We start from the raw sequence: 22,468 nt of genomic DNA, 5'->3' as shown, positions 1-22,468 counted from the left end.
GGGCAAGCATCGTTTAAAGTTACCTTGAGATCAAGAGAATTGCTGATCAAATAGAATAAATTGGATATACGGGTAGCAAAATAGGCTAGGAGGGTAATGATTTTCGTTCAATACACACACCAAGCTTTTTTATCCCTTGAATAATGCCGAGTTTAGCGACGCTTACTTTCACCCAAGGAGAATTAAACTCTGTCAAAATAATTTGAGCAATATGCTCAGCTAATGCCTCAAGTAAAGAGAATTGCTTGGTAGCTAAAGTATCATTGATGCGCTTGGTAATTAGAGAATAATCCAGCGCATCTTCAAGATTGTCAGTAAAACAAGCGCGATTGGTTGGGAGGGCAATTTCAAGGTTAAGCTCGATTGTTTGAGCAATCTTTTTTTCCCATGGATAAATTCCAATCAGCGTTTTAACTTTGAAGTCGTGAAGAAAGATGATATCCATTATTAGGATTTAAATATGATCTATAACCTTGGTTGGATAAATTAAAGAAATATTTTTATGTGTTGTTATAGCAATTCTAGTCTATTTATAAAAAGGGTGCTATTTTGGTGATGATATGGAAATAGGACTATTGTTGTTAACAGCTTATTTACTGGGCTCAATTTCATTTGCGGTTGTAGCAAGTTGGTTATTTGAATTGCCTGATCCGAGAACATATGGCTCGAAAAATCCCGGCGCAACAAATGTGCTGCGTAGCGGCAAGAAAATAGCGGCAGTTTTGACATTATTGGGTGATGCTGGCAAAGGGTGGCTGGCAGTGATACTTGCTAAATATTTTTCACAAGCTTGGGAACTGGGAAGCGAAGCAGTTGCTGGTGTTGCATTAGCTGTTTTTCTTGGTCATTTGTTTCCAATTTTTCTTGGTTTTAAAGGTGGCAAAGGGGTGGCAACATCGGCAGGGGTGCTACTCGGCTTGGATCCTTTGTTAGGGTTATTGGTAATATTTACCTGGATTTTAGTTGCAATGGTTTGGCGTATCTCTTCTTTGTCTGCACTAGTTGCTGCATTGCTTGCACCAATTTATGCGTATATTTTGCTTGGCCTCGAAATAAATGTATGGGCCATTACTACTATTTCGCTGCTACTTCTTTGGCGGCATAAACCAAATATCATCAATTTGGCTACAGGTAGAGAAGCACGCATTGGGGAAAAAAGCAAATAGTGATTTGAAATCGAAAATTCTTACAACATCTCTAGATCCCATCTGGCTCTTACCGTGAAGCTGCCCATAGTTTGTTGGTAGTTGATCTCTTGTTGTTGTAAACGCATTGCTCCAGCAAAAGCGATCATCGCACCATTGTCAGTACAGAATTCAAATTCTGGAAAATATACAGTTGCGCCTATGTCGGTTGTTTCACGAATGAGCCTTTTACGTAATTGGATATTTGCCCCTACTCCACCAGCTACGACTAGTTGACTAAGACCACTCTGCATAAGAGCGGACAAAGATTTTTCTGCTAGGATGTCTATAACTGCTTCCTGAAAAGCAAGTGCAATGTCCGCACAGGTCTGGGATGTAATATCATGATTTTTTATTAAAGTTGATACAGCAGTTTTTAATCCGCTGAAACTAAAGTTAAAGTCCCCGCTATACCGCATAGGACGAGGAAGTTTGAAACGACCCGATTGACCTTGTTCGGCAAGTTCAGCAAGTGCTCGTCCACCGGGGTAGTCTAGCCCAAGAAGTTTTGCTGTTTTGTCAAAAGCTTCACCTGCCGCATCATCTACTGTTTCACCAAGCAATATATATTGTCCTATGCTATTTACCTTTATTAACTGAGTGTGACCACCAGAAACGAGGAGTGCCACGAAAGGAAATGAGGGGGAAGGTGTCGATAATAGAGGAGACAGAAGATGGCCTTCAAGATGATGAATATTCAGTACTGGAATTTCGAGGGCGAATGCTAGTGCGGAACCGATACATGCACCTACTAATAATGCTCCTGCCAGACCAGGCCCTTGAGTGTAGGCAATAGCGTCAACTTCCTTCAAGCAAATATTTGCTTCTTTCAAGGCCTGTTTGATAAGCGGGACTACACGGCGAATATGGTCGCGTGAGGCAAGTTCTGGTACAACTCCGCCATACTCATTATGTATTTCAATTTGTGAATATAGCGTGTGACTTAATAAACCATGTTCTGTGTGATAAAAGGCAATACCTGTTTCATCACACGATGTTTCAATACCAAGTACAATCATTTTAAGTGTCAATAGAAACTATATTGAATCTCTTCGTGTCCAATTATAAACCTTTTGGCTAGAGAGGGGGCAACAGAAAGTGGTGAATGGGAAAACACAGATAATGTTAACTTGATATCTGGTTGATTGCATCCAAAAGCTTTTCTTACTGCATGCTTTTATAAAGAAAATAATAATGTTATATTTGTAAGCTTTTGCAGAATTATTAACATTCAATAGAAATAGAAGGAGACCGAAAGGGATTACTGCTTTATGACCACTGTTAAAGTTAAAGAAAACGAACCATTTGAAGTTGCCATGCGTCGTTTTAAACGATCGGTTGAGAAAACTGGATTACTTACAGAATTGCGCGCGCGCGAATTTTATGAGAAGCCAACTGCAGAACGTAAACGTAAGCATGCAGCAGCTGTTAAGCGTACCTACAAACGTTTGCGCAGTCAATTACTCCCGAAAAAACTTTATTAATCAATCAAGAGTTCGTAAGACAAACTTGTTAGGCTGCTCTGTTATGAATTTAAGGCAGAAAATCACAGAAGACATGAAGGCTGCCATGCGCGCCGGGGACTCAAAAAAGCGTGACGCTATTCGGCTACTGCAGGCAGCTATTAAACAGCGAGAAGTTGATGAGCGCATCGAATTAGCTGATACAGCTATCATTGCAGTAATTGAGAAAATGCTTAAACAGCGTAGAGATTCGATCGCGCAATATGAAGCCGCGCACCGACAAGATTTGGCTGATGCCGAAAAATACGAAGTGGATGTGCTGCTTGCTTATATGCCCCAAATGATGAGTGAAGCTGAAGTCGATAATATAGTGAACGAAGTTATTGCTATGGTTGGGGATACAGGGCAGCAGCAGATGGGGAAGATTATGGCTTTATTAAAGCCTAAATTGACTGGATGTGCAGATATGACTCAAGTAGCAGCGTTGGTAAAGAAAAAAATTTCTTCTTAATTTTATTAGATGAGCATTTATTCTTAGTATATTTGTTTGAGATAGTAGTCAAGAGTTTATTAACTTTATTGATAATCAGCTAACATATTGGCGTACTTTAATAAATGATTCCTCAATCGTTTATTCAAGAGTTGCTCAATCGCATAGATATAGCGGATGTAATTGGGCGTTATGTGCCACTCAGGAAAGTTGGTGGCAATTTTAGCGCGTGCTGTCCGTTTCATAATGAAAAAACCCCGTCATTTACAGTCAGTCCAACAAAACAGTTCTACCATTGTTTTGGTTGTGGAAAGCATGGTAATGCCATCAATTTTCTGATTGAGCATAACGGAATGAGTTTTGTTGATGCGGTTGAGAATTTGGCTGCCTCTGCTGGAATGCAAGTTCCAGCTCAACAAGTTGTAACTTATTCTCGAGTATCTGAATCTCGTTTATCTTCTACCAAAAAAGAAGACGCGGAAGATAAAGCAGGGGAGTCTGTACAACATATGGCTGAATCGATGAAAATTGCAGCTCAATACTATCGTAGTCAACTTAAGAATGCTGAACATGCTATTGCTTATTTGAAAAAGCGCGGTTTAACGGGAGAAATAGCTGTTCGTTTTGGAATTGGTTATGCGCCGGCTAACCGACAGAATCTTGCTTCTGTATTTTCTGATTATTCGTTAAAGCAATCAGAAAATGTGTTGGTGAAAGTGGGTTTGGTGATACGTGGCGATGATGGTAAACATTATGACCGATTCCGTGATCGCATTATGTTCCCAATTTTAGACCAGAAAGGCAGGATAATTGGCTTTGGTGGGAGGGTATTAGATACTGGAGAACCAAAGTATTTAAATTCTCCTGAGACGCCCTTATTTATAAAGGGGCGTGAACTTTATAATTTGTTTGCAGCCAGCAAAGCAATTCGTAAATCAGGACGAGCTTTGGTGGTAGAAGGGTATATGGACGTAGTCATGCTTGCACAACATGGTATAGATTGTGCGATTGCTACGCTTGGTACTGCCACTACGCCTTTTCATATCCAGAAGCTTTTGCGCCAAACAGATAAAATCATTTTTTGTTTCGATGGTGACAGAGCGGGAAGGAAAGCAGCTTGGCGTGCGCTCGAAAATAGTTTGGCACAATTACGGGATGGAAAAGATATAAGTTTTCTGTTTCTGCCAGAGAATGAAGATCCTGACAGTTATGTTCGTAAGTATGGTAAAGAATCATTCGAAGCACTTTTTGATCAGGCGCTACCTCTATCAGAGTTTTTTTATAGTGAATTATCTGCACGTGTAAATCTGCAAACCAGCGAAGGGCGCGCTAGTTTGGTGCAACATGCACGACCATTATTAGCTCAAATAGGAGGCGCTCCAGTTTTTGCTCTTATGCTGATAAAGCGATTATCACAACTCACTTCTATTAACCAAAACGAATTAGAGAGATTGTTGCAAATTAAGCGAAAAGATTCTTTTTCTCAGCCTAATCTGAAGCGACCACAACCAGTAACACCTTATCGTAAGTTAATCCAGTTAATCCTGCATGATCCAGTATATGTCGAGAAGCTAGATAAAGATATGCTGGCAGGATATGGTGTGCAAAATGAAGAAAAGACGCTATTGATAGACTTAGTAGATTTTTTAAATACTTTATCACCGCAAGACTTAAAAGATGCAACATTGTCATCGATTAAGGCATATTTCTGTGATAACCCATGCTATGAATTGCTAGAAAAAATAGAGAAAGAAATAAATATGTGGGAAGAGGGTGTGGATATTGGGGCGGAGTTTACAGGAATATTGTTGCGATTGGGGGAAATGCATCGCAAACAAAGAATGGCTATGCTGCATAGTAAACCTCTAAGCTTACTTACCTTAGAAGAGAAGCGAGAATTGCAGCAATTAGCTGTTTCTTAAAGAAAATTATTATCAAACTCTTTATGGGAAGAAACGAAATACAGAATTTGGATATTAATTGCTTAATAATCATCTAAATAGTTATTATATTTTGAACTTTTCATTGATTAATGGAACAAAAAATTTAAAAAGCTGCGGCATGATAAATTTTTGATATACTCAAAAGATTTAGAATTTATTTGTCCATATTATCTAAATTTCAATAAATTTAGAATACTAGTCAGCGGTGACTAAGAAAATGAGAAAAGCTAATAACTTAGCAAGCAGTAGTCCTTAAATAGAAAAATAGGCCTTGTTGCTAAAACTAATAGATGTACATAGATAAGGTAACAAAAATAAAGGTTGAATCTTTTTGCAGTTATGACTGCTAGGACACTTGAAATATGGGTACAAAGCAACTAACACAAGAAACAAATACAGAAAATCCGATTATTGCTAATCAGTCGGAATTAACCAAGATAAAATCAGCGAAAATGAAAGCATCAAAGAAAATTAAAGCATCGAATAATGACCATGTAGAAGAAATGGTTGAGGAAACCTTGTCATCTGCGCCTCAAGATATCGAGGCAAGAAAGATGCGACTTAAGAAATTGATTGTTCAGGGTAAGGAACGTGGTTATTTGACTTATGCTGAAATTAATGATCACCTGCCTGATGATATGCTAGATGCTGAACAAATTGAAGGTGTCATTAGCATGATCAATGATATGGGGATTTCTGTTCATGATGAGGCGCCAGATGCAGAAGCATTATTAATGTCTGATACAGCGACTGCTGTAACTGATGAGGATGTAGTAGAAGAGGCTGAGGCAGCGCTTTCTAGTGTGGATTCGGAATTTGGTCGTACTACTGATCCAGTGCGCATGTATATGCGTGAGATGGGTTCTGTAGAGTTATTAACACGTGAAAGTGAAATAGAAATAGCAAAACGTATTGAAGATGGTTTAAGGCATATGATACAGGCTATTTCTGCATGTCCAACGATTATTGCAGATATTCTAGATTTGGCAACCGAAGTTGAGAATGATCAGTTGCGTGTTGATGAATTGGTTGATGGATTTCTTGATGATGATGCTCAAGGAATTCTAAATGAAGAAATGTCTGATGAGTCGCTTGAACAGGATTTTGTGTCTGATGACATAGAAGATGAGGGCGGAGTTGCAGTAGCTAGTGCCAGCTTGATTAAGTTAAAAAGTGATGTATTAGAGCGTTTTGTAGAGATTCGCAAAGCCTATAACGAAATGCAAAAAATAATCGAAAAAAATGGCTCGCGAGAGGACAAAAAATATAAGTCTCTTCAGGAAAAAATTTCATCCGAACTCATGGCTATGAGATTCTCAGCCAAAATGGTAGAAAAATTATGTGATTCACAACGCGATCTTGTTAATGAAATTCGCAGCTGCGAGCGGAAAATTATGGATCTATGTGTCATTAAAGCAAATATGCCACGAAATTATTTTATCAAAGTTTTTCCTGGTAATGAGACCAATCTGGATTGGACTAAGTCAGAAGTTGAGTCTAATAAGCCTTGCAGTCAGTCATTGAAGCATTTCATGCCTGCTATTATGGAGCAGCAACAATGTATGCTTTCTCTGCAAGAACAAGCCAAAATTCCTATCAAGGAACTGAAAGAGATCAATCGCAGAATGACTACTGGCGAGGCAAAAGCACGACGTGCAAAACGTGAAATGACAGAAGCTAATTTGCGATTGGTGATTTCGATTGCTAAAAAATATACTAATCGTGGGTTGCAATTTTTAGATCTCATCCAAGAAGGTAATATTGGTTTGATGAAGGCTGTAGATAAATTTGAATATCGACGTGGTTACAAGTTTTCTACTTATGCAACGTGGTGGATACGTCAGGCAATAACACGTTCTATTGCCGACCAGGCTCGTACAATTCGAATTCCTGTTCATATGATTGAAACAATTAATAAAATGAATCGTATCTCGCGTCAGATTCTGCAAGAAACTGGGCAAGAGCCAGAGCCGGCATTGCTAGCCCAAAAGATGGAGATGCCCGAAGAGAAAATTAGAAAAATTCTCAAGATTTCTAAAGAGCCAATCTCGATGGAAACACCAATTGGTGATGATGAAGATTCCCATCTAGGTGATTTTATAGAAGATTCATCTACTGTAGCGCCGGCTGATGCTGCTGTTTATGCTAGTTTGCGCAACGCTACTAAGGATGTGCTAGATTCTCTCACGCCGCGAGAGGCGAAAGTCTTGCGAATGCGTTTTGGTATTGAAATGAATACTGATCATACCTTGGAAGAGGTTGGAAAACAGTTTGATGTGACTCGTGAACGTATCCGTCAAATAGAAGCAAAGGCATTGAGAAAATTGCGCCATCCGGCTCGTTCCGATCGCCTACGTAGCTTTTTAGATACAGGTAACTCATAATTTACTATCGCGCTACATGAGATATAATATTAGCATTCAAAATTCTTGAATTGCTAATATACCAATTTGTGAATTGGCAGATATGAAAGTACAGTCGATTTCACAAAAAGTGCTATGCTATAGAGCACAAATTAATTATCCTGCGATAGAGAACGGATTGTGCGTATAGTGTATTTTCTTAGTAAGTTGGTAGTTCGTATGGGTCTGTAGCTCAGTTGGTTAGAGCAGGGGACTCATAATCCCTTGGTCGTAGGTTCAAGTCCTACCAGACCCACCAATGAAAATGGAGAGTTGCAAATCTTAATATGCAACTCTTTTTTATTATTAGAACAAATGCAGTCAATTTGAAAAACGGATTTTTAGATTGATTCTTTATAAGATTTTGATGTTCGTCCTGGCTTTGTTGTTCTGCATAAAAATTGATGGGGATGCTCCAAGGATAATAATCACAAAATATTAAATTAATTCATTCCGATTCTCCGTTGGGTTCAACATCGACAGAAATTAAACTTGCATAGGAATAATAATGAATTTATTGACTTAGAGCTATAATACATCCATAATGCTAGATTAATTTGGAGGGGTTCCCGAGCGGTCAAAGGGATCAGACTGTAAATCTGACGGCTCTGCCTTCGAAGGTTCGAATCCTTCCCCCTCCACCACATTTTTAATTACCGAAAGAACAGTTAGAGTGCGGGCAAATCAGCACTTAGCCATAAATTATAGGGGTGGGTAGGTTTTTCTAGAGTGTGCGGGTGTAGCTCAATGGTAGAGCAGAAGCCTTCCAAGCTTACGACGAGGGTTCGATTCCCTTCACCCGCTCCAAATAGAGCGGCAAAAGTAATACAGATAAGGCGGATATAGTTTGCCCATGTAGCTCAGTGGTAGAGCACTCCCTTGGTAAGGGAGAGGTCGCCAGTCCAATTCTGGCCATGGGCACCATAGTCATGGTCATAGTTATAGTGCTGTTGTAAAATGAAGTAATTTTGATGATGAGGATATAGCATGGCGAAGAGTAAATTTGAGCGATTGAAGCCGCATGTAAACGTTGGCACAATAGGTCATGTGGATCATGGCAAAACGACATTGACCGCGGCTATTACGACAGTGTTGTCAAAGAAATTTGGTGGTGAGATAAAATCGTATGCTCAGATTGATTCTGCGCCGGAGGAGCGTGCGCGAGGCATTACCATTAATACGTCACACGTCGAGTATGAGACCGAAAAGCGTCATTATGCGCATGTAGATTGTCCTGGTCACGCAGATTATGTAAAAAATATGATTACAGGCGCGGCCCAGATGGATGGAGCTATATTGGTAGTATCAGCTGCAGATGGGCCGATGCCGCAGACGCGAGAGCATATCTTGCTGGCAAGACAAGTTGGGGTCCCATATATCATAGTCTATATGAATAAAGCGGATATGGTGGATGATGCTGAATTGCTCGAGCTGGTAGAGATGGAAATACGAGAGTTATTGTCCAAATACGATTTTCCGGGAGATGATACACCGATTATTATAGGGTCAGCATTGAAGGCGCTTGAGGGAGATCAGAGTGATATTGGAGAGCCATCGATATTTAAATTAGCGGATGCGCTGGACAGTTATATTCCTGAGCCACAGCGGGCCATAGATGGTGCATTTATCATGCCGGTGGAGGATGTATTTTCAATATCTGGGCGCGGCACGGTTGTAACAGGGCGTGTGGAGCGAGGTATAGTTAAAGTAGGTGACGAGATTGAGATAGTAGGTTTGAAACCAACATTGAAGACGGTTTGTACCGGTGTGGAGATGTTTAGGAAGCTGCTTGATCAAGGGCAAGCTGGAGACAATGTTGGAATATTGCTGCGTGGAACTAAGCGTGAAGAGGTTGAGCGTGGCCAAGTGTTGGCAAAGCCTGGGAGCATATTACCGCATACGAAATTTACAGCTGAGATATATGTTTTAAGCAAAGAGGAAGGTGGGCGGCACACGCCGTTTTTTGCTGGATATCGTCCTCAGTTCTATTTTCGGACAACAGACGTTACGGGATCGATAGAGCTACCATCAGGAACTGAGATGGTGATGCCGGGAGATAATATTTCGGTGACAGTAAATCTTATTGCTCCGATTGCAATGGAGGAAGGATTGCGTTTTGCAATTCGTGAAGGTGGCAGAACCGTTGGAGCAGGTGTTGTAGCTAAAATTATTGAGTAGATAAGTAGCGTTTAATTTTATTTTGTATGTTCTGAAGCTCCGTCATAAAAGTAGAGTATTGAATGTAAAGAGTTGTGTAGAAAGTAGGCCAGTAGCTCAATTGGCAGAGCGTCGGTCTCCAAAACCGAAGGCTGGGGGTTCGATGCCCTCCTGGCCTGCCAAAATTTAATTTTTCTCCGAAAATAAATTAAGACAAGAGGTCAATGGATTTTAATTTTTAGCTGGAAGTGGCATGCAGTTTATTCGAGCAAAGGAATGCTAATTTAACTTATTGATCTTATTTGTTGATTTGAGAATAGAAGGTTATTAGGAAGGCAAGCGGGTTATCTATCGTCAAGGATGGTGTCTGAGTGAACAAATTTAAGCTGGTACTCGCTATATTATCGATAATAGCTGGTGTTGTGGGTTTTTACTATTTGCGCGATAGCGCAATGGTTATTCGCGTATTGCTTTTATTGTTAGGCATATTTCTAGGAGTTACAATAGCTTGGTTTACTAATCAAGGCAGGCAGTTTTATGGGTTTAGCAGGGAGTCGATTGAAGAGGCAAAAAAAGTAGTCTGGCCTAGTCGAAAAGAAACAGTGCAAACTGCTGGTGTAGTCTTTGCTTTTGTTGTAGCTATGGCAGTTTTTTTGTGGTTAGTAGATACCGGATTGATGACGATCGTAAGGTATGTAATGGATCAAGAGGGGTAGTTAAATGGTCCAGGTGGTAAAATGAGCAAAAAATGGTATGTGATTCATGCATATTCTGGCTTTGAAAATAGTGTCAAGCGGGCATTACAGGAGCGTATTGCTCGTGCTGGCATGGAAGATAAATTTGGTCAAATACTGGTTCCTGTAGAAGAGGTTATGGAAATCAAAGGTGGCCAAAAAAATATCAGCGAAAGGAAATTTTTTCCTGGTTATGTATTGATAGAAATGGAAATGACAGACGAAACATGGCATTTAGTTAAACATACGGCCAAGGTCAGTGGTTTCATTGGTGGTTCTCTAACAAAACCAACGCCAATCAGTGAAAGAGAAGTTCAGAATATACTCGATCAAATTCAAGAGGGCGTTGAAAAACCCAAGCCAAAAATACTTTTTGAAATTGGCGAGGCTGTGCGTGTTAAAGAAGGGCCATTTACAGACTTCCATGGAAACGTTGAGGATGTCAATTATGACAAAAATAAGTTAAGAGTATCCGTCTCAATTTTTGGTCGACCCACACCTATTGAATTAGATTTTGATCAAGTTGAAAAATCCTAGTTTCCGATAAAAGATAGCTGAATTTAGAAAGTAGAAGTTGTTATTGTTTCGTATCACATCGGGGAGAATGTTGTAAGTATTCGGTAGAACCCAAAAAAGGAGAATTATTTTGGCAAAAAAGATTATCGGTTATATCAAGCTGCAAGTACCGGCTGGGAAAGCTAATCCAAGTCCCCCTATTGGCCCTGCTCTTGGCCAGCGCCAACTTAATATTATGGAATTTTGTAAAGCGTTTAATGCGGCTACACAAAAAATGGAGCCGGGCCTGCCTGTGCCAGTAATCATTACTGCTTATGCAGATAAAAGCTTTACATTTGTTATGAAAACGACACCTGTCTCGGTGTTGATTAAGAAGGCCGCGGGTATAAATAAAGGAAGTCCTAAGCCACACCTTGACAAAGTAGGGAAATTGAGTCGTAGTCAAGCAGAAGAAATAGCCAAACTAAAAATGCCAGATCTGACTGCAGCGAATATTGATGCTGCAGTCAGATCTATTGCTGGTAGTGCGAGAAGCATGGGCGTGGAAGTGGAGGGGCTATAAAATGGCACACGTTTCTAAACGATATGCGTTGATAGGCAAAAAGGTAGATCGCAATAAAACATACTCACTTGCAGAGGCCCTTGCACTTATAAAGGAAACTGCAACTGCAAAATTTGATGAATCTGTTGATGTTGCCATCAATTTAGGGATAGATGCAAGAAAATCAGATCAAGCGGTACGCGGATCAGTTGTTTTGCCGGCAGGCACAGGTAAAGTTGTGCGAGTTGCTGTTTTTGCCCAGGGAGATAAAGCTAAAGAAGCACTTGAGGCAGGCGCAGATATTGTTGGTTTTGAGGATCTTGCGGAAAGAGTTAAAGCAGGTGAGATTAACTTTGATGTCGCTATCGCAAGTCCAGATGCGATGCGTATTGTTGGTCAATTAGGCCAAATACTAGGGCCGCGAGGGTTAATGCCCAATCCAAAAGTAGGTACGGTAACGCCAGATGTTTCAGCTGCTGTGCGGAATGCTAAAGCTGGACAAGTACAGTTTCGAGCAGATAAAGCAGGTATCGTGCATTGTACAATTGGGAGAGCCTCGTTTGAGGCTGATGCGCTTAAAAAAAATATCTTGGCGCTAGTAGATGCGCTAAATAAATCTAAACCACCTACATCCAAAGGTGTATATCTAAGGCGAATGACTCTTTCCAGTACCATGGGTGTGGGAGTTAGAGTTGATCAATCCGGTTTAGAGCATTGATTTATAGACTTTGGGCTATTGACGTTTTGGGTCAGTAGGTTATCAAAGACCGTTGGGGTTTCATGTTTGTTATTTTAAATAAAATTAATCTAATTTGCAGACTTGAAACTTAATTACCAGGAATTTATCGAGTAGTGCCCAACGCAGATGGCGTATCCAGAACAGGACTTATTGTTTTCTCCTGAATATAGATCGCCGCTTTTTAGTATGGAAGATATCGTGATTATTCCGATATGACTCCAGAGTTTAATGTGGAGAATGTATCTTGAGTCTTAATCTTGAGCAGAAAAAGGCGATAGTTGAAGAGGTTGTCGCTCAAATAGCTGATGCGCAAGCGATTATCATAGCTGACTATCGTGGATTGGAAGTGAGTAAATTTACTCAATTACGGGCTAAAACACGTGAGAGCGGAATATATTTTCGTGTAATTAAAAATTCATTTGTACGCCGCGCAGTGAGGAATACGCCATATTCTAATCTTGCTGATCAAATGGTAGGTCCTTTGGTATATGGTATAGGTCGTGACCCGGTTGCTACTGCCAAAGTGCTTCATGAGTTTGCAAAAAATAATGACAAGTTTGTTATTAAAGCTGGAGCAATGGCGGGGACAGTGCTGTCTAACAAAGAAGTTGCAGCCTTAGCAAGCTTACCAAGCAGAGATGAGTTGTTATCGAGGCTAATGGGGACGTTACAAGCACCTATAGCCAAGTTTGTGAGAACACTTAATGAAGTGCCTACCAGTTTTGTGCGTGGATTAGCTGCGATACGTGATCAGAAATGATTTATTCGGCTTTAGAAAGCAAATTTTTGTGCATTTCTAAAATTAATCAGAATTTAATTTATTGTTAGGAGAAAAAAATGGCTGTAGCCAAAGAAGAAATTTTAGATGCAATTGCTAATATGACAGTGTTAGAACTGTCTGAGCTAATCAAGAATATGGAAGAAAAGTTTGGAGTCTCCGCTGCAGCGACTGCTGCTGTTGCCATTGCTGCACCTGTTGCTGCAGCTCCGGCCGCAGAAGAGCAAACTGAATTTTCTGTCGTTCTAACCGCTGCAGGAGACAATAAAGTAAATGTAATTAAAGTAGTTCGCGCAATAACAGGACTTGGATTGAAGGAAGCGAAAGACCTGGTTGATGGTGCTCCAAAAGTAGTGAAAGAAGGAATTGCCAAAGCTGATGCGGAAGCGATTCAGAAACAACTTATTGAAGCAGGAGCTGCTTGCGAGGTTAAGTAATATTGTTGTTATGAGAGTATTGGCTGGCAGAGATAAATATGCTGCCGGCCTTTACTTTCTTTAATGATTTGATTTTTTTGTATATCTATCGTGCCGAGCATTTACTGTAGCAGTCAGTAAATGACTATTTGGATAAATACGACTATTTAATCCTTATTATTCTGCGCTTGGAGAAAATTGATGGACTATTCGTTCACAGAGAAAAAACGTATTCGAAAAAGTTTTGCTAAACGTGCCAGCGTTTTACCAATCCCTTTTCTTCTCGCAACTCAACTTGAATCGTACGCAGCCTTTTTGCAAGAGAAAGTCGCACCTAATAAACGCGCTAACCAAGGGTTGCAGGCAGCGTTTAATTCAATTTTTCCAATTGAGAGTCATTCAAAAAATGCTCGACTTGATTTTATTAGTTATTCCCTTGGAGTACCAGTATTTGATGTTAAAGAATGTCAGCAACGTGGCTTGACTTATGCATCTCCTTTACGCGCCAGAGTGCGATTAACTATTTTAGATAAAGAGATTTCTAAGCCGACAGTAAAAGAAGTTAAGGAGCAAGAAGTATACATGGGAGAGATCCCTCTCATGACAGACACTGGTTCATTTATTATTAATGGAACGGAGCGGGTAATTGTTTCTCAACTGCACCGTTCCCCGGGGGTATTTTTCGAACATGATCGTGGAAAAACGCATTCGTCAGGTAAGTTGCTTTTTTCTGCACGTATTATTCCTTATCGAGGTTCATGGCTCGATTTTGAGTTTGACCCCAAAGATTATGTATATTTCCGCATTGATCGCCGACGCAAAATGCCAGTGACAACTTTATTGAAAGCAATGGGTTGTACACCGGAGCAAATTCTTGCTGATTTTTTTGTATTTGATCATTTTTATTTTTCTAAAAATGAAGTTTTATTTGATTTGGTGCCTGAGCGGTTACGGGGTGAGGTAGCAAGCTTTAATATTACTGATGATAAAGGTAAGGTAATTGTTCAAAAAGATAAACGTATTACAGCAAAACACGTTCGAGAATTATTGCAAATCGGTATAAAACAGATCCCAGTTCCAGAAGAGTTTTTGATTGGCAAAATATTAGCGCAAAATATTATAGATAAGGAAACTGGTGAAATTATAGCGTTAGCTAATGATGAAATAACAGAAGCTATACTTGGAAAAATAAGGCAAGCTGGAATTGAACAAATTAGTACGCTTTATGTGAATGATCTTAATTACGGTCCTTTTATTTCCCAGACATTGAGAATAGATGAAACTATTGATCAGGCTGCAGCTCAAGTAGCGATTTATCGGATGATGCGCCCTGGGGAACCTCCAACCGAAGAAGCTGTCACTGCTTTGTTTAACGGGTTATTCTATTCACCTGAGCGCTATGATTTGTCTTTTGTGGGGCGCATGAAATTCAATCGCCGGGTTGGGCGCTCGGAGCTAACGGGTTCTTCTACTTTATCTAATCAAGATATTATCGATGTGATCAAGATATTGGTGGAATTACGTAATGGCCGGGGAGAGATAGATGACATCGATCATTTGGGAAATCGTCGTGTGCGTTCAGTTGGAGAATTAGCTGAGAATCAATTTAGAGCTGGATTGGCACGAGTTGAAAGGGCGGTTAAAGAACGACTTAGTCAGGCGGAGTCAGAAAATCTTATGCCCCATGATTTAATCAATGCTAAACCAGTGTCCGCTGCGGCTCGTGAGTTTTTTGGCTCTAGTCAATTATCTCAATTCATGGATCAAACAAACCCTTTATCAGAGGTTACGCATAAGAGACGTATTTCTGCATTGGGTCCGGGTGGTTTAACACGTGAGCGAGCAGGCTTCGAAGTGCGCGATGTACATCCAACTCATTATGGACGAGTATGTCCTATTGAAACGCCGGAAGGGCCTAATATTGGTCTCATTAATTCACTGGCACTTTATGCACAAACTAATGAGTATGGATTTATTGAAACACCCTATAGAAAAGTGGTAGATGGAAAAGTTACCGATGAGATCGTTTACCTTTCTGCTATTGAAGAAAGTCAATATATGATCGCTCAAGCAAATGCAAGGCTTGATTCGGAAGGAAGATTCGTAGATGAAATCGTTTCATGTCGTCAAAAGAATGAATTCACATTGGCGCCTAAAGATCAAATCGAATATGTGGATGTTGCGCCAGCTCAGATTGTTTCCGTTGCAGCTTCATTGATTCCCTTTCTAGAGCATGATGATGCTAATCGTGCTTTGATGGGTTCTAATATGCAACGGCAAGCTGTTCCTTGTTTACGTGCGGAGAAACCGTTTGTTGGGACTGGAATTGAACGGGTTGTTGCGGTTCATTCTGGTACCGCTGTGAGAGCAGTACGTGGGGGAGTAGTCGATTACGTAGACGCAAGTCGTATCGTAGTGCGCGTACACGATATTGAAACACGAGCAGGGGAAGTGGGCGTAGATATTTATAATTTGATCAAATATACCCGTTCAAATCAGAATACAAATATTAATCAACGCCCATTAGTAAAAGTAGGTGATGTTCTAGCGCGCGACGATGTCATCGCTGATGGGGCTTCAACCGATTTGGGTGAACTTGCTTTAGGGCAGAATATGCTGGTGGCGTTTATGCCGTGGAATGGATATAACTTTGAGGATTCCATTCTTATTTCTGAGCACGTCGTATCTGATGATCGTTTTACCTCCATTCACATTGAGGAATTATCAGTAGTAAGTCGTGATACTAAGCTTGGCACAGAAGAAATTACTGCTGATATTCCCAATTTATCTGAGCGTCAACTCGCGCGCTTGGATCAATCCGGGATTGTTTATATCGGTGCTGAAGTTGAAGCAGGCGATGTATTGGTTGGTAAAGTTACTCCAAAGGGTGAAACGCAGTTAACTCCAGAAGAGAAGTTATTACGAGCGATCTTTGGTGAGAAGGCTTCTGATGTTAAAGATACTTCTTTGCGAGTACCTTCCGGTATATCCGGAACCGTAATTGATGTGCAAGTATTTACCCGGGAAGGGGTAGAGCGGGACAAGCGTTCTAAGAAAATTATCGATGATGAATTGTCTCGCTATAAAAAAGATCTAGGTGATCAGATGCGTATAGTGGAGGCAGATGCATTTACGCGCATAGAGCGTTTACTTATTGGCAAGGCCGCAACCGGTGGTCCTAAGAAACTCGCTAAGGGGACGCTTATTACGAAAGAATATCTGGAAAGTATTGATCCTCACTATTGGTTTGATATCCGCTTGGCTGATGAGGATGCAAGCGTACAGCTAGAGCAGATAAAAGATAGCATGGCACAAATGCAAAAAATGTTTGATATTGCTTTTGAGGAAAAAAGAAAAAAGCTTACGCAAGGGGATGAATTACCGCCAGGTGTCCAGAAAATGGTCAAAGTTTATGTTGCGGTCAAGAGGCGTTTGCAGCCAGGAGACAAAATGGCCGGCCGTCATGGAAATAAAGGTGTAATTTCAAGAATTGTGCCTGTAGAGGACATGCCTTATATGGCCGATGGTACACCTGTTGATATCGTATTGAATCCTTTGGGCGTACCGTCGCGTATGAATGTAGGGCAGATTTTGGAGGTTCATTTGGGATGGGCGTCAAAAGGACTGGGTAAGAAGATTAATGAAATGTTGCGTGAGCAGAGAGAAATCACCGAGCTTAGAGCATTTCTCGATAAAATCTATAATAATAGCGGTAAGAGGGAAGAAATTGCTTCTTTAAATGACGAAGAAGTACTAGAGCTCGCAAAAAATTTAGTTGATGGCGTACCCTTTGCTACGCCTGTTTTTGACGGTGCTACAGAAACCGAAATAAAGGATATGCTTGAATTAGCTGGTCTGCCAAGATCGGGACAAGTTACACTTTATGATGGTAGAACGGGTGCTGCCTTCGATCGACCTGTTACTGTAGGCTATATGCATGTGCTTAAGCTGCATCACTTGGTTGATGACAAAATGCATGCTCGTTCTACAGGTCCCTATAGCTTGGTAACGCAGCAACCTCTTGGTGGTAAAGCTCAATTTGGTGGTCAACGTTTTGGTGAAATGGAGGTGTGGGCGCTAGAAGCATATGGAGCTGCCTATACTTTACAGGAAATGTTGACCGTTAAGTCGGATGATGTGAATGGACGTACCAAAGTATATGAAAGCATTGTCAAGGGCGATCACAAAATAGATGCGGGAATGCCAGAATCATTTAATGTATTAGTAAAGGAGATTCGATCTCTGGGGTTGGACGTTGATTTGGAACAACATTGAAATCTTAGTTGAAGATGTTTTATGCCGACCTATAGATTATTAGGAGTGACAGATGAAAGCGCTGCTTGATTTATTTAAACAAGTTACTCAGAAAGAAGAGTTTGATGCAATTAAAATTGGTCTTTCCTCTCCAGAAAAAATACGTTCTTGGTCATATGGTGAAGTAAAAAAACCTGAAACGATAAACTATCGTACCTTTAAACCAGAAAGGGATGGATTATTCTGCGCCAAGATTTTTGGTCCAGTAAAAGACTACGAATGTTTGTGTGGAAAATATAAACGGTTAAAACATCGTGGCGTGATTTGCGAAAAATGTGGAGTAGAAGTGACCTTATCCAAGGTTCGGCGCGAGCGGATGGGGCATATTGAATTAGCATCTCCCGTAGCGCATATCTGGTTTCTGAAGTCATTACCTTCCCGTCTGGGATTGGTATTAGACATGACATTGCGGGACATTGAGCGTGTGCTCTATTTTGAAGCTTATGTAGTAACTGAGCCAGGCATGACACCGCTTGTTCGCGGGCAGTTGTTGACCGAAGACGACTACCTCAATAGAACAGAAGAATATGGAGATGATTTTTCTGCAGGTATTGGTGCAGAAGGTATACGAGATCTATTGAATAAAATGGATATCGTTACAGAAATTGATTCTCTCCGTCGCGAAATGCAGAGTACAGGATCTGAAACTAAGATAAAAAAAATAGCTAAACGGTTAAAAGTACTTGAAGCATTTAATAAATCAGGTATGAAACCAGAATGGATGGTGTTAACGGTATTGCCGGTACTGCCACCAGAATTGAGACCGCTTGTGCCATTGGATGGAGGGCGTTTCGCAACCTCTGATTTAAATGATTTATACCGTCGTGTGATTAACCGGAATAATCGGTTGAAACGTTTGCTCGAGCTTCGAGCGCCAGAAATCATCGTACGTAATGAAAAGCGTATGTTACAAGAGTCAGTCGACTCACTTCTTGATAATGGGCGTCGTGGCAAAGCTATGACAGGAGCCAATAAACGGCCATTAAAGTCACTTGCGGATATGATTAAAGGCAAAGGAGGGCGATTCCGCCAGAATCTGCTGGGTAAGCGCGTCGATTATTCTGGACGATCAGTTATTGTGGTGGGTCCTCAGTTGAAGTTGCATCAATGTGGCTTACCGAAAAAAATGGCTCTTGAATTGTTCAAGCCATTTATTTTCAACAAGCTGGAAACTATGGGTATTGCTAGTACCATTAAAGCAGCTAAGCGAGAGGTAGAAAGTGAGAGTCCAGTAGTGTGGGATATACTGGAGGAAGTTATCCGTGAGCATCCGGTAATGTTAAATCGAGCGCCAACACTACACCGGTTGGGTATTCAGGCATTTGAGCCGGTGTTAATTGAAGGAAAGGCGATTCAGCTACATCCTCTTGTTTGTGCTTCCTTTAATGCGGATTTTGATGGAGACCAGATGGCTGTACATATTCCATTATCTCTTGAGGCGCAAATGGAATGTCGTACCTTGATGATGTCAACTAATAACATTTTGTCTCCCGCTAACGGTGATCCTATTATCGTACCCTCGCAAGACATCGTGCTCGGGTTGTACTATATGACCAGGGAAAAGATCAATGCGCGGGGTGAGGGTATGCTTTTCCAGGATGTCGCGGAAGTGTTACGCGCGTATGAAAATCACGTAGTTGAGCTTAATGCCAAAATAGTAGTAAGAATAAAGGAAGCCGAAAAGAGGAAGGAAGAAGGCAAACCAGTAGAAAAAATAACACGTTATGAAACGACTGTAGGTCGTGCGTTATTATCGGAAATCCTACCAGATGGACTTCCTTTTTCTCTGATCAATAAGGTGCTCAAGAAAAAGGAAATTTCAAAGCTGATCAATGCGAGCTTTCGTTTATGCGGATTACGTGAAGCAGTTATTTTTGCAGATAAGCTCATGTATTCGGGTTTTTCCTATGCAACGCGAGGTGGCATCTCTATTTGTGCGGATGATTTGCTTACACCTGTTCAGAAAAATGACATCATAAAAACTGCGGAGAAGGAAGTACAGGAAATAGCGGCTCAATATACTTCAGGCTTAGTGACCCAGGGCGAGCGCTATAACAAAGTAGTGGATATCTGGGGGCGTGCCGGCGATCAGGTTGCTAAAGCGATGATGGATCAATTAAGTGTTGAACCTGTATATGATCCATTAACAGGAAAGATGAGGCAAGGCGAGAATGGTAATCCTGTAATGCAGGAATCATTCAATTCAATTTACATGATGGCCGATTCAGGTGCGCGCGGTTCAGCAGCGCAGATTCGTCAACTTTCGGGCATGCGTGGATTGATGGCTAAGCCTGACGGTTCTATCATTGAGACGCCTATTACAGCTAATTTTCGTGAAGGGCTGAATGTACTGCAATATTTTATTTCCACCCATGGCGCGCGTAAGGGACTTGCTGATACAGCATTAAAAACAGCTAATTCTGGCTATCTTACTCGTCGTTTGGTGGATGTTACACAGGATTTAGTTATTACCGAAGAGGACTGCGGCACAGATGACGGTGTTGTAATGAAAGCACTGATTGAAGGTGGTGAGGTTATTGAGGCGTTACGAGAACGAATGCTTGGCCGAGTAACCGCGCAAGACGTAGTTAATCCGGAAAACCAGGAGATTATTTATCCTGCAGGCATTTTACTTGATGAAGACGCTGTTGAAAAAATTGAATCATATGGGATTGATGAAGTTAAAGTGCGTACTCCGCTTACGTGTGCAACACGGTATGGACTATGCGCTATGTGTTATGGACGCGATTTAGGCCGGGGGACAGCAGTAAATGTTGGTGAGGCAGTAGGTGTCATTGCTGCGCAATCCATTGGCGAACCTGGGACACAGTTGACCATGCGAACATTCCATATTGGGGGCGCTGCTTCTAGAACAGTAGTGGTGAGTCAGGTTGAGAGTAAATCGAATGGTGTGATTCATTATTCTCCTACGATGCGATATGTAAAAAACGCTCGCGGCGAATTGATAGCCATCTCTCGCAGTGGAGAAGTAGCCGTGTATGATGAAAACGGGCGTGAGCGCGAACGCCATAAAGTGCCTTATGGCGCAACATTGCTAGTGCATGATGGTGAAGTAGTAAAAGTGGGCAAAGTGTTGACAACATGGGATCCCCATACGCGTCCTATCATCGCAGAATATAGTGGTAAGGTGCGCTTTGAGAATGTTGAAGAAGGTGTAACAGTAGCAAAACAAATTGATGATATAACAGGCTTATCCACACTCGTTGTAATAGATCCAAAGCGTCGTGGTGCTACACAAACTAAGGGGCTGCGTCCATTGGTTAAATTTTTGGATGAAGAAGAAAGAGAGATTAAGATCGCGGGTAGTGAATTGCCAGTTAGTATCACTTTTCAAATTGGATCTATCATTTCTGTCCGTGATGGGCAGCAGGTTAGTGTTGGGGAGGTATTAGCTCGTATTCCGCAGGAAACTTCAAAAACACGTGATATTACGGGTGGTTTGCCGCGTGTGGCTGAATTATTTGAAGCTAGATCACCTAAGGATGCAGGCTTATTAGCGGAAGTTACCGGAACGGTATCTTTTGGTAAAGATACTAAAGGAAAACAACGTCTCGTCATTACCGATCTCGATAATATTGCACATGAATATCTAATTCCAAAGGATAAGCATGTTATGGCTCATGATGGCCAGGTCGTAAATAAAGGTGAGACAATTGTTGATGGACCTGCTGAGCCACAAGATATATTACGTCTTCAGGGAGTGGAGGCATTAGCACGGTATATTACTGACGAAGTACAAGATGTTTACCGTCTACAGGGTGTAAAGATAAATGATAAACATATTGAAGTGATCGTCCGTCAGATGTTGCGTCGTGTACAAATCATTGATGCAGGCGATTCATCTTTCATTCCTGGTGAACAAGTAGAACGTGCAGATGTGCTAGCGGAGAATGAGAAACTGCTTGCTGAAAATAAAATTTCTGCAACATACGAATATATGTTACTTGGCATTACTAAAGCATCGCTCTCAACTGACTCGTTTATCTCTGCTGCTTCCTTCCAAGAGACAACCCGTGTTCTTACAGAGGCGGCAATTATGGGAAAAAGAGACGATCTGCGCGGATTAAAAGAAAATGTTATTGTAGGAAGATTAATTCCTGCGGGAACAGGGCTATCGTTTCACAATATCCGTAAAAAGCAAAAGCTACAATCAATTGCTGGTATAAGCACTAATTTACCTGAAAAAGTTGCAGAAGAAACAGAGAGTGAATCTATAGTTGTTAATAATGACCTTTCCTTAAAATAGCATTTAATCAGAGATATTGACTTTTATGTGTATTCAGCAAGGAAATAGTCGATTTTAGATGTGCGTATGCAAACTGGTAAATTAATTCATCAGTTTAATGTAGCTGATAGTTTAGCTATTGAATCTTAATCAATAACAAAATGCTGGTCGTGTCTTCCAAAGTATGAAATTTATTCTTAATTAGTATTACACAAGAAGAATAATTCATATCTCAAAATCCTTGACATAGTTATGGTTAAGAAAGTAGGCTTGGAGGTTGCGAACAAAGAAGAAAAGAAGTATTAGTTAGTATTGGTTTTATGCTCAAGCTATCGGGAGGAATAGATAGCTGTTTTTAGATGGGCATGAATGGGATAACAACATACATAAGATAAGAAGGAGAGAGGAATGAATGCCAGGAAATGGCTGAAGGGGCTAGCAATAGCCTGTGGGGTAATGTTTGCTGGAGTATTGCATGCGAACCTATCGACAGTACCGGATGAGACGTACAAGGCATTGAATCTGGATCGTAGCAAAGCGACGCC

16 protein-coding genes and 5 tRNA genes are annotated in these 22,468 nt (G+C 40.9%); 19 read left to right on the top strand and 2 right to left on the bottom strand.

The annotated features are described in order from the left end of the window. Positions 1-85: 85 nt before the first annotated feature. Positions 86-445 carry a dihydroneopterin aldolase gene (locus R2Q26_RS09675; RefSeq protein ID WP_090571392.1) on the bottom strand — a complete coding sequence of 120 codons (360 nt, stop codon included), beginning with the start codon at positions 443-445 and terminating at the stop codon, positions 86-88. Positions 446-560: 115 nt separating this feature from the next. On the opposite strand from R2Q26_RS09675, the gene plsY reads away from it, so the two are divergent. Beyond that, positions 561-1,166, top strand: coding sequence for a glycerol-3-phosphate 1-O-acyltransferase PlsY (plsY, locus tag R2Q26_RS09670; protein WP_317536082.1), 606 nt, complete (start codon positions 561-563; stop codon positions 1,164-1,166). Positions 1,167-1,186: 20 nt separating this feature from the next. Here plsY and tsaD read toward each other — a convergent pair whose 3' ends face one another. After that, positions 1,187-2,203, bottom strand: a complete 1,017-nt coding sequence (gene tsaD, locus R2Q26_RS09665; RefSeq protein WP_317536081.1) for a tRNA (adenosine(37)-N6)-threonylcarbamoyltransferase complex transferase subunit TsaD — start codon at positions 2,201-2,203, stop codon at positions 1,187-1,189. Positions 2,204-2,455: 252 nt separating this feature from the next. Between tsaD and rpsU the strand changes: the two genes are divergently transcribed. The 18 genes from rpsU to rpoC all read left to right on the top strand — a co-directional run bounded on the left by rpsU (position 2,456) and on the right by rpoC (position 21,944). Beyond that, complete coding sequence (gene rpsU, locus R2Q26_RS09660; RefSeq protein WP_046848865.1) at positions 2,456-2,668, top strand: 30S ribosomal protein S21; 213 nt, start codon at positions 2,456-2,458, stop codon at positions 2,666-2,668. A gap of 43 nt (positions 2,669-2,711) precedes the next feature. Next, positions 2,712-3,158, top strand: coding sequence for a GatB/YqeY domain-containing protein (locus R2Q26_RS09655; protein ID WP_317536080.1), 447 nt, complete (start codon positions 2,712-2,714; stop codon positions 3,156-3,158). A gap of 104 nt (positions 3,159-3,262) precedes the next feature. After that, a complete protein-coding gene (dnaG, locus tag R2Q26_RS09650) occupies positions 3,263-5,059 on the top strand; it encodes a DNA primase (protein ID WP_317536079.1) in 1,797 nt (598 codons plus the stop codon). Positions 5,060-5,583: 524 nt separating this feature from the next. Next, positions 5,584-7,464: an RNA polymerase sigma factor RpoD gene (gene rpoD / locus R2Q26_RS09645; protein ID WP_317536120.1), complete on the top strand. Its 1,881-nt coding sequence runs from the start codon at positions 5,584-5,586 to the stop codon at positions 7,462-7,464. A 200-nt stretch (positions 7,465-7,664) separates the two neighbouring features. Further along, a tRNA-Ile gene (locus R2Q26_RS09640) sits at positions 7,665-7,741 on the top strand. A gap of 300 nt (positions 7,742-8,041) precedes the next feature. Beyond that, a tRNA-Tyr gene (locus R2Q26_RS09635) sits at positions 8,042-8,126 on the top strand. Positions 8,127-8,215: 89 nt separating this feature from the next. After that, positions 8,216-8,289 (top strand) — tRNA-Gly (locus R2Q26_RS09630). Positions 8,290-8,331: 42 nt separating this feature from the next. Further along, positions 8,332-8,406, top strand: a tRNA-Thr gene (locus tag R2Q26_RS09625). Positions 8,407-8,469: 63 nt separating this feature from the next. Further along, positions 8,470-9,660 carry an elongation factor Tu gene (gene tuf / locus R2Q26_RS09620; RefSeq protein ID WP_317536078.1) on the top strand — a complete coding sequence of 397 codons (1,191 nt, stop codon included), beginning with the start codon at positions 8,470-8,472 and terminating at the stop codon, positions 9,658-9,660. 85 nt (positions 9,661-9,745) lie between these two features. Further along, a tRNA-Trp gene (locus R2Q26_RS09615) sits at positions 9,746-9,821 on the top strand. Between the two features lie 189 nt (positions 9,822-10,010). Further along, a complete protein-coding gene (secE, locus tag R2Q26_RS09610; RefSeq protein WP_317536077.1) occupies positions 10,011-10,355 on the top strand; it encodes a preprotein translocase subunit SecE in 345 nt (114 codons plus the stop codon). 21 nt (positions 10,356-10,376) lie between these two features. Continuing rightward, complete coding sequence (gene nusG, locus R2Q26_RS09605; protein WP_317536076.1) at positions 10,377-10,910, top strand: transcription termination/antitermination protein NusG; 534 nt, start codon at positions 10,377-10,379, stop codon at positions 10,908-10,910. A gap of 109 nt (positions 10,911-11,019) precedes the next feature. Continuing rightward, entirely contained in the window at positions 11,020-11,451 is a 432-nt protein-coding gene (rplK, locus tag R2Q26_RS09600; protein ID WP_317536075.1) for a 50S ribosomal protein L11, read from the top strand. 1 nt (position 11,452) lies between these two features. Then, positions 11,453-12,148, top strand: coding sequence for a 50S ribosomal protein L1 (rplA, locus tag R2Q26_RS09595; protein WP_317536074.1), 696 nt, complete (start codon positions 11,453-11,455; stop codon positions 12,146-12,148). A 265-nt stretch (positions 12,149-12,413) separates the two neighbouring features. Beyond that, the gene (rplJ, locus tag R2Q26_RS09590) at positions 12,414-12,929 is read left to right on the top strand and encodes a 50S ribosomal protein L10 (protein WP_317536073.1); all 516 of its coding nucleotides are present in this window, start codon (positions 12,414-12,416) and stop codon (positions 12,927-12,929) included. 77 nt (positions 12,930-13,006) lie between these two features. Continuing rightward, positions 13,007-13,384 carry a 50S ribosomal protein L7/L12 gene (rplL, locus tag R2Q26_RS09585; RefSeq protein WP_317536072.1) on the top strand — a complete coding sequence of 126 codons (378 nt, stop codon included), beginning with the start codon at positions 13,007-13,009 and terminating at the stop codon, positions 13,382-13,384. Positions 13,385-13,564: 180 nt separating this feature from the next. Next, positions 13,565-17,638, top strand: coding sequence for a DNA-directed RNA polymerase subunit beta (rpoB, locus tag R2Q26_RS09580; protein ID WP_317536071.1), 4,074 nt, complete (start codon positions 13,565-13,567; stop codon positions 17,636-17,638). A gap of 52 nt (positions 17,639-17,690) precedes the next feature. Beyond that, positions 17,691-21,944 (top strand): DNA-directed RNA polymerase subunit beta', encoded by a 4,254-nt coding sequence (gene rpoC / locus R2Q26_RS09575; protein WP_317536070.1) that lies wholly within the window; start codon positions 17,691-17,693, stop codon positions 21,942-21,944. Positions 21,945-22,468 lie beyond the last annotated feature (524 nt).

It is taken from the genome of Nitrosomonas sp. Is37, assembly GCF_033063275.1.
Taxonomy (GTDB): Bacteria; Pseudomonadota; Gammaproteobacteria; order Burkholderiales; family Nitrosomonadaceae; genus Nitrosomonas.
This window is presented reverse-complemented; position numbering and strand designations above follow the sequence as displayed.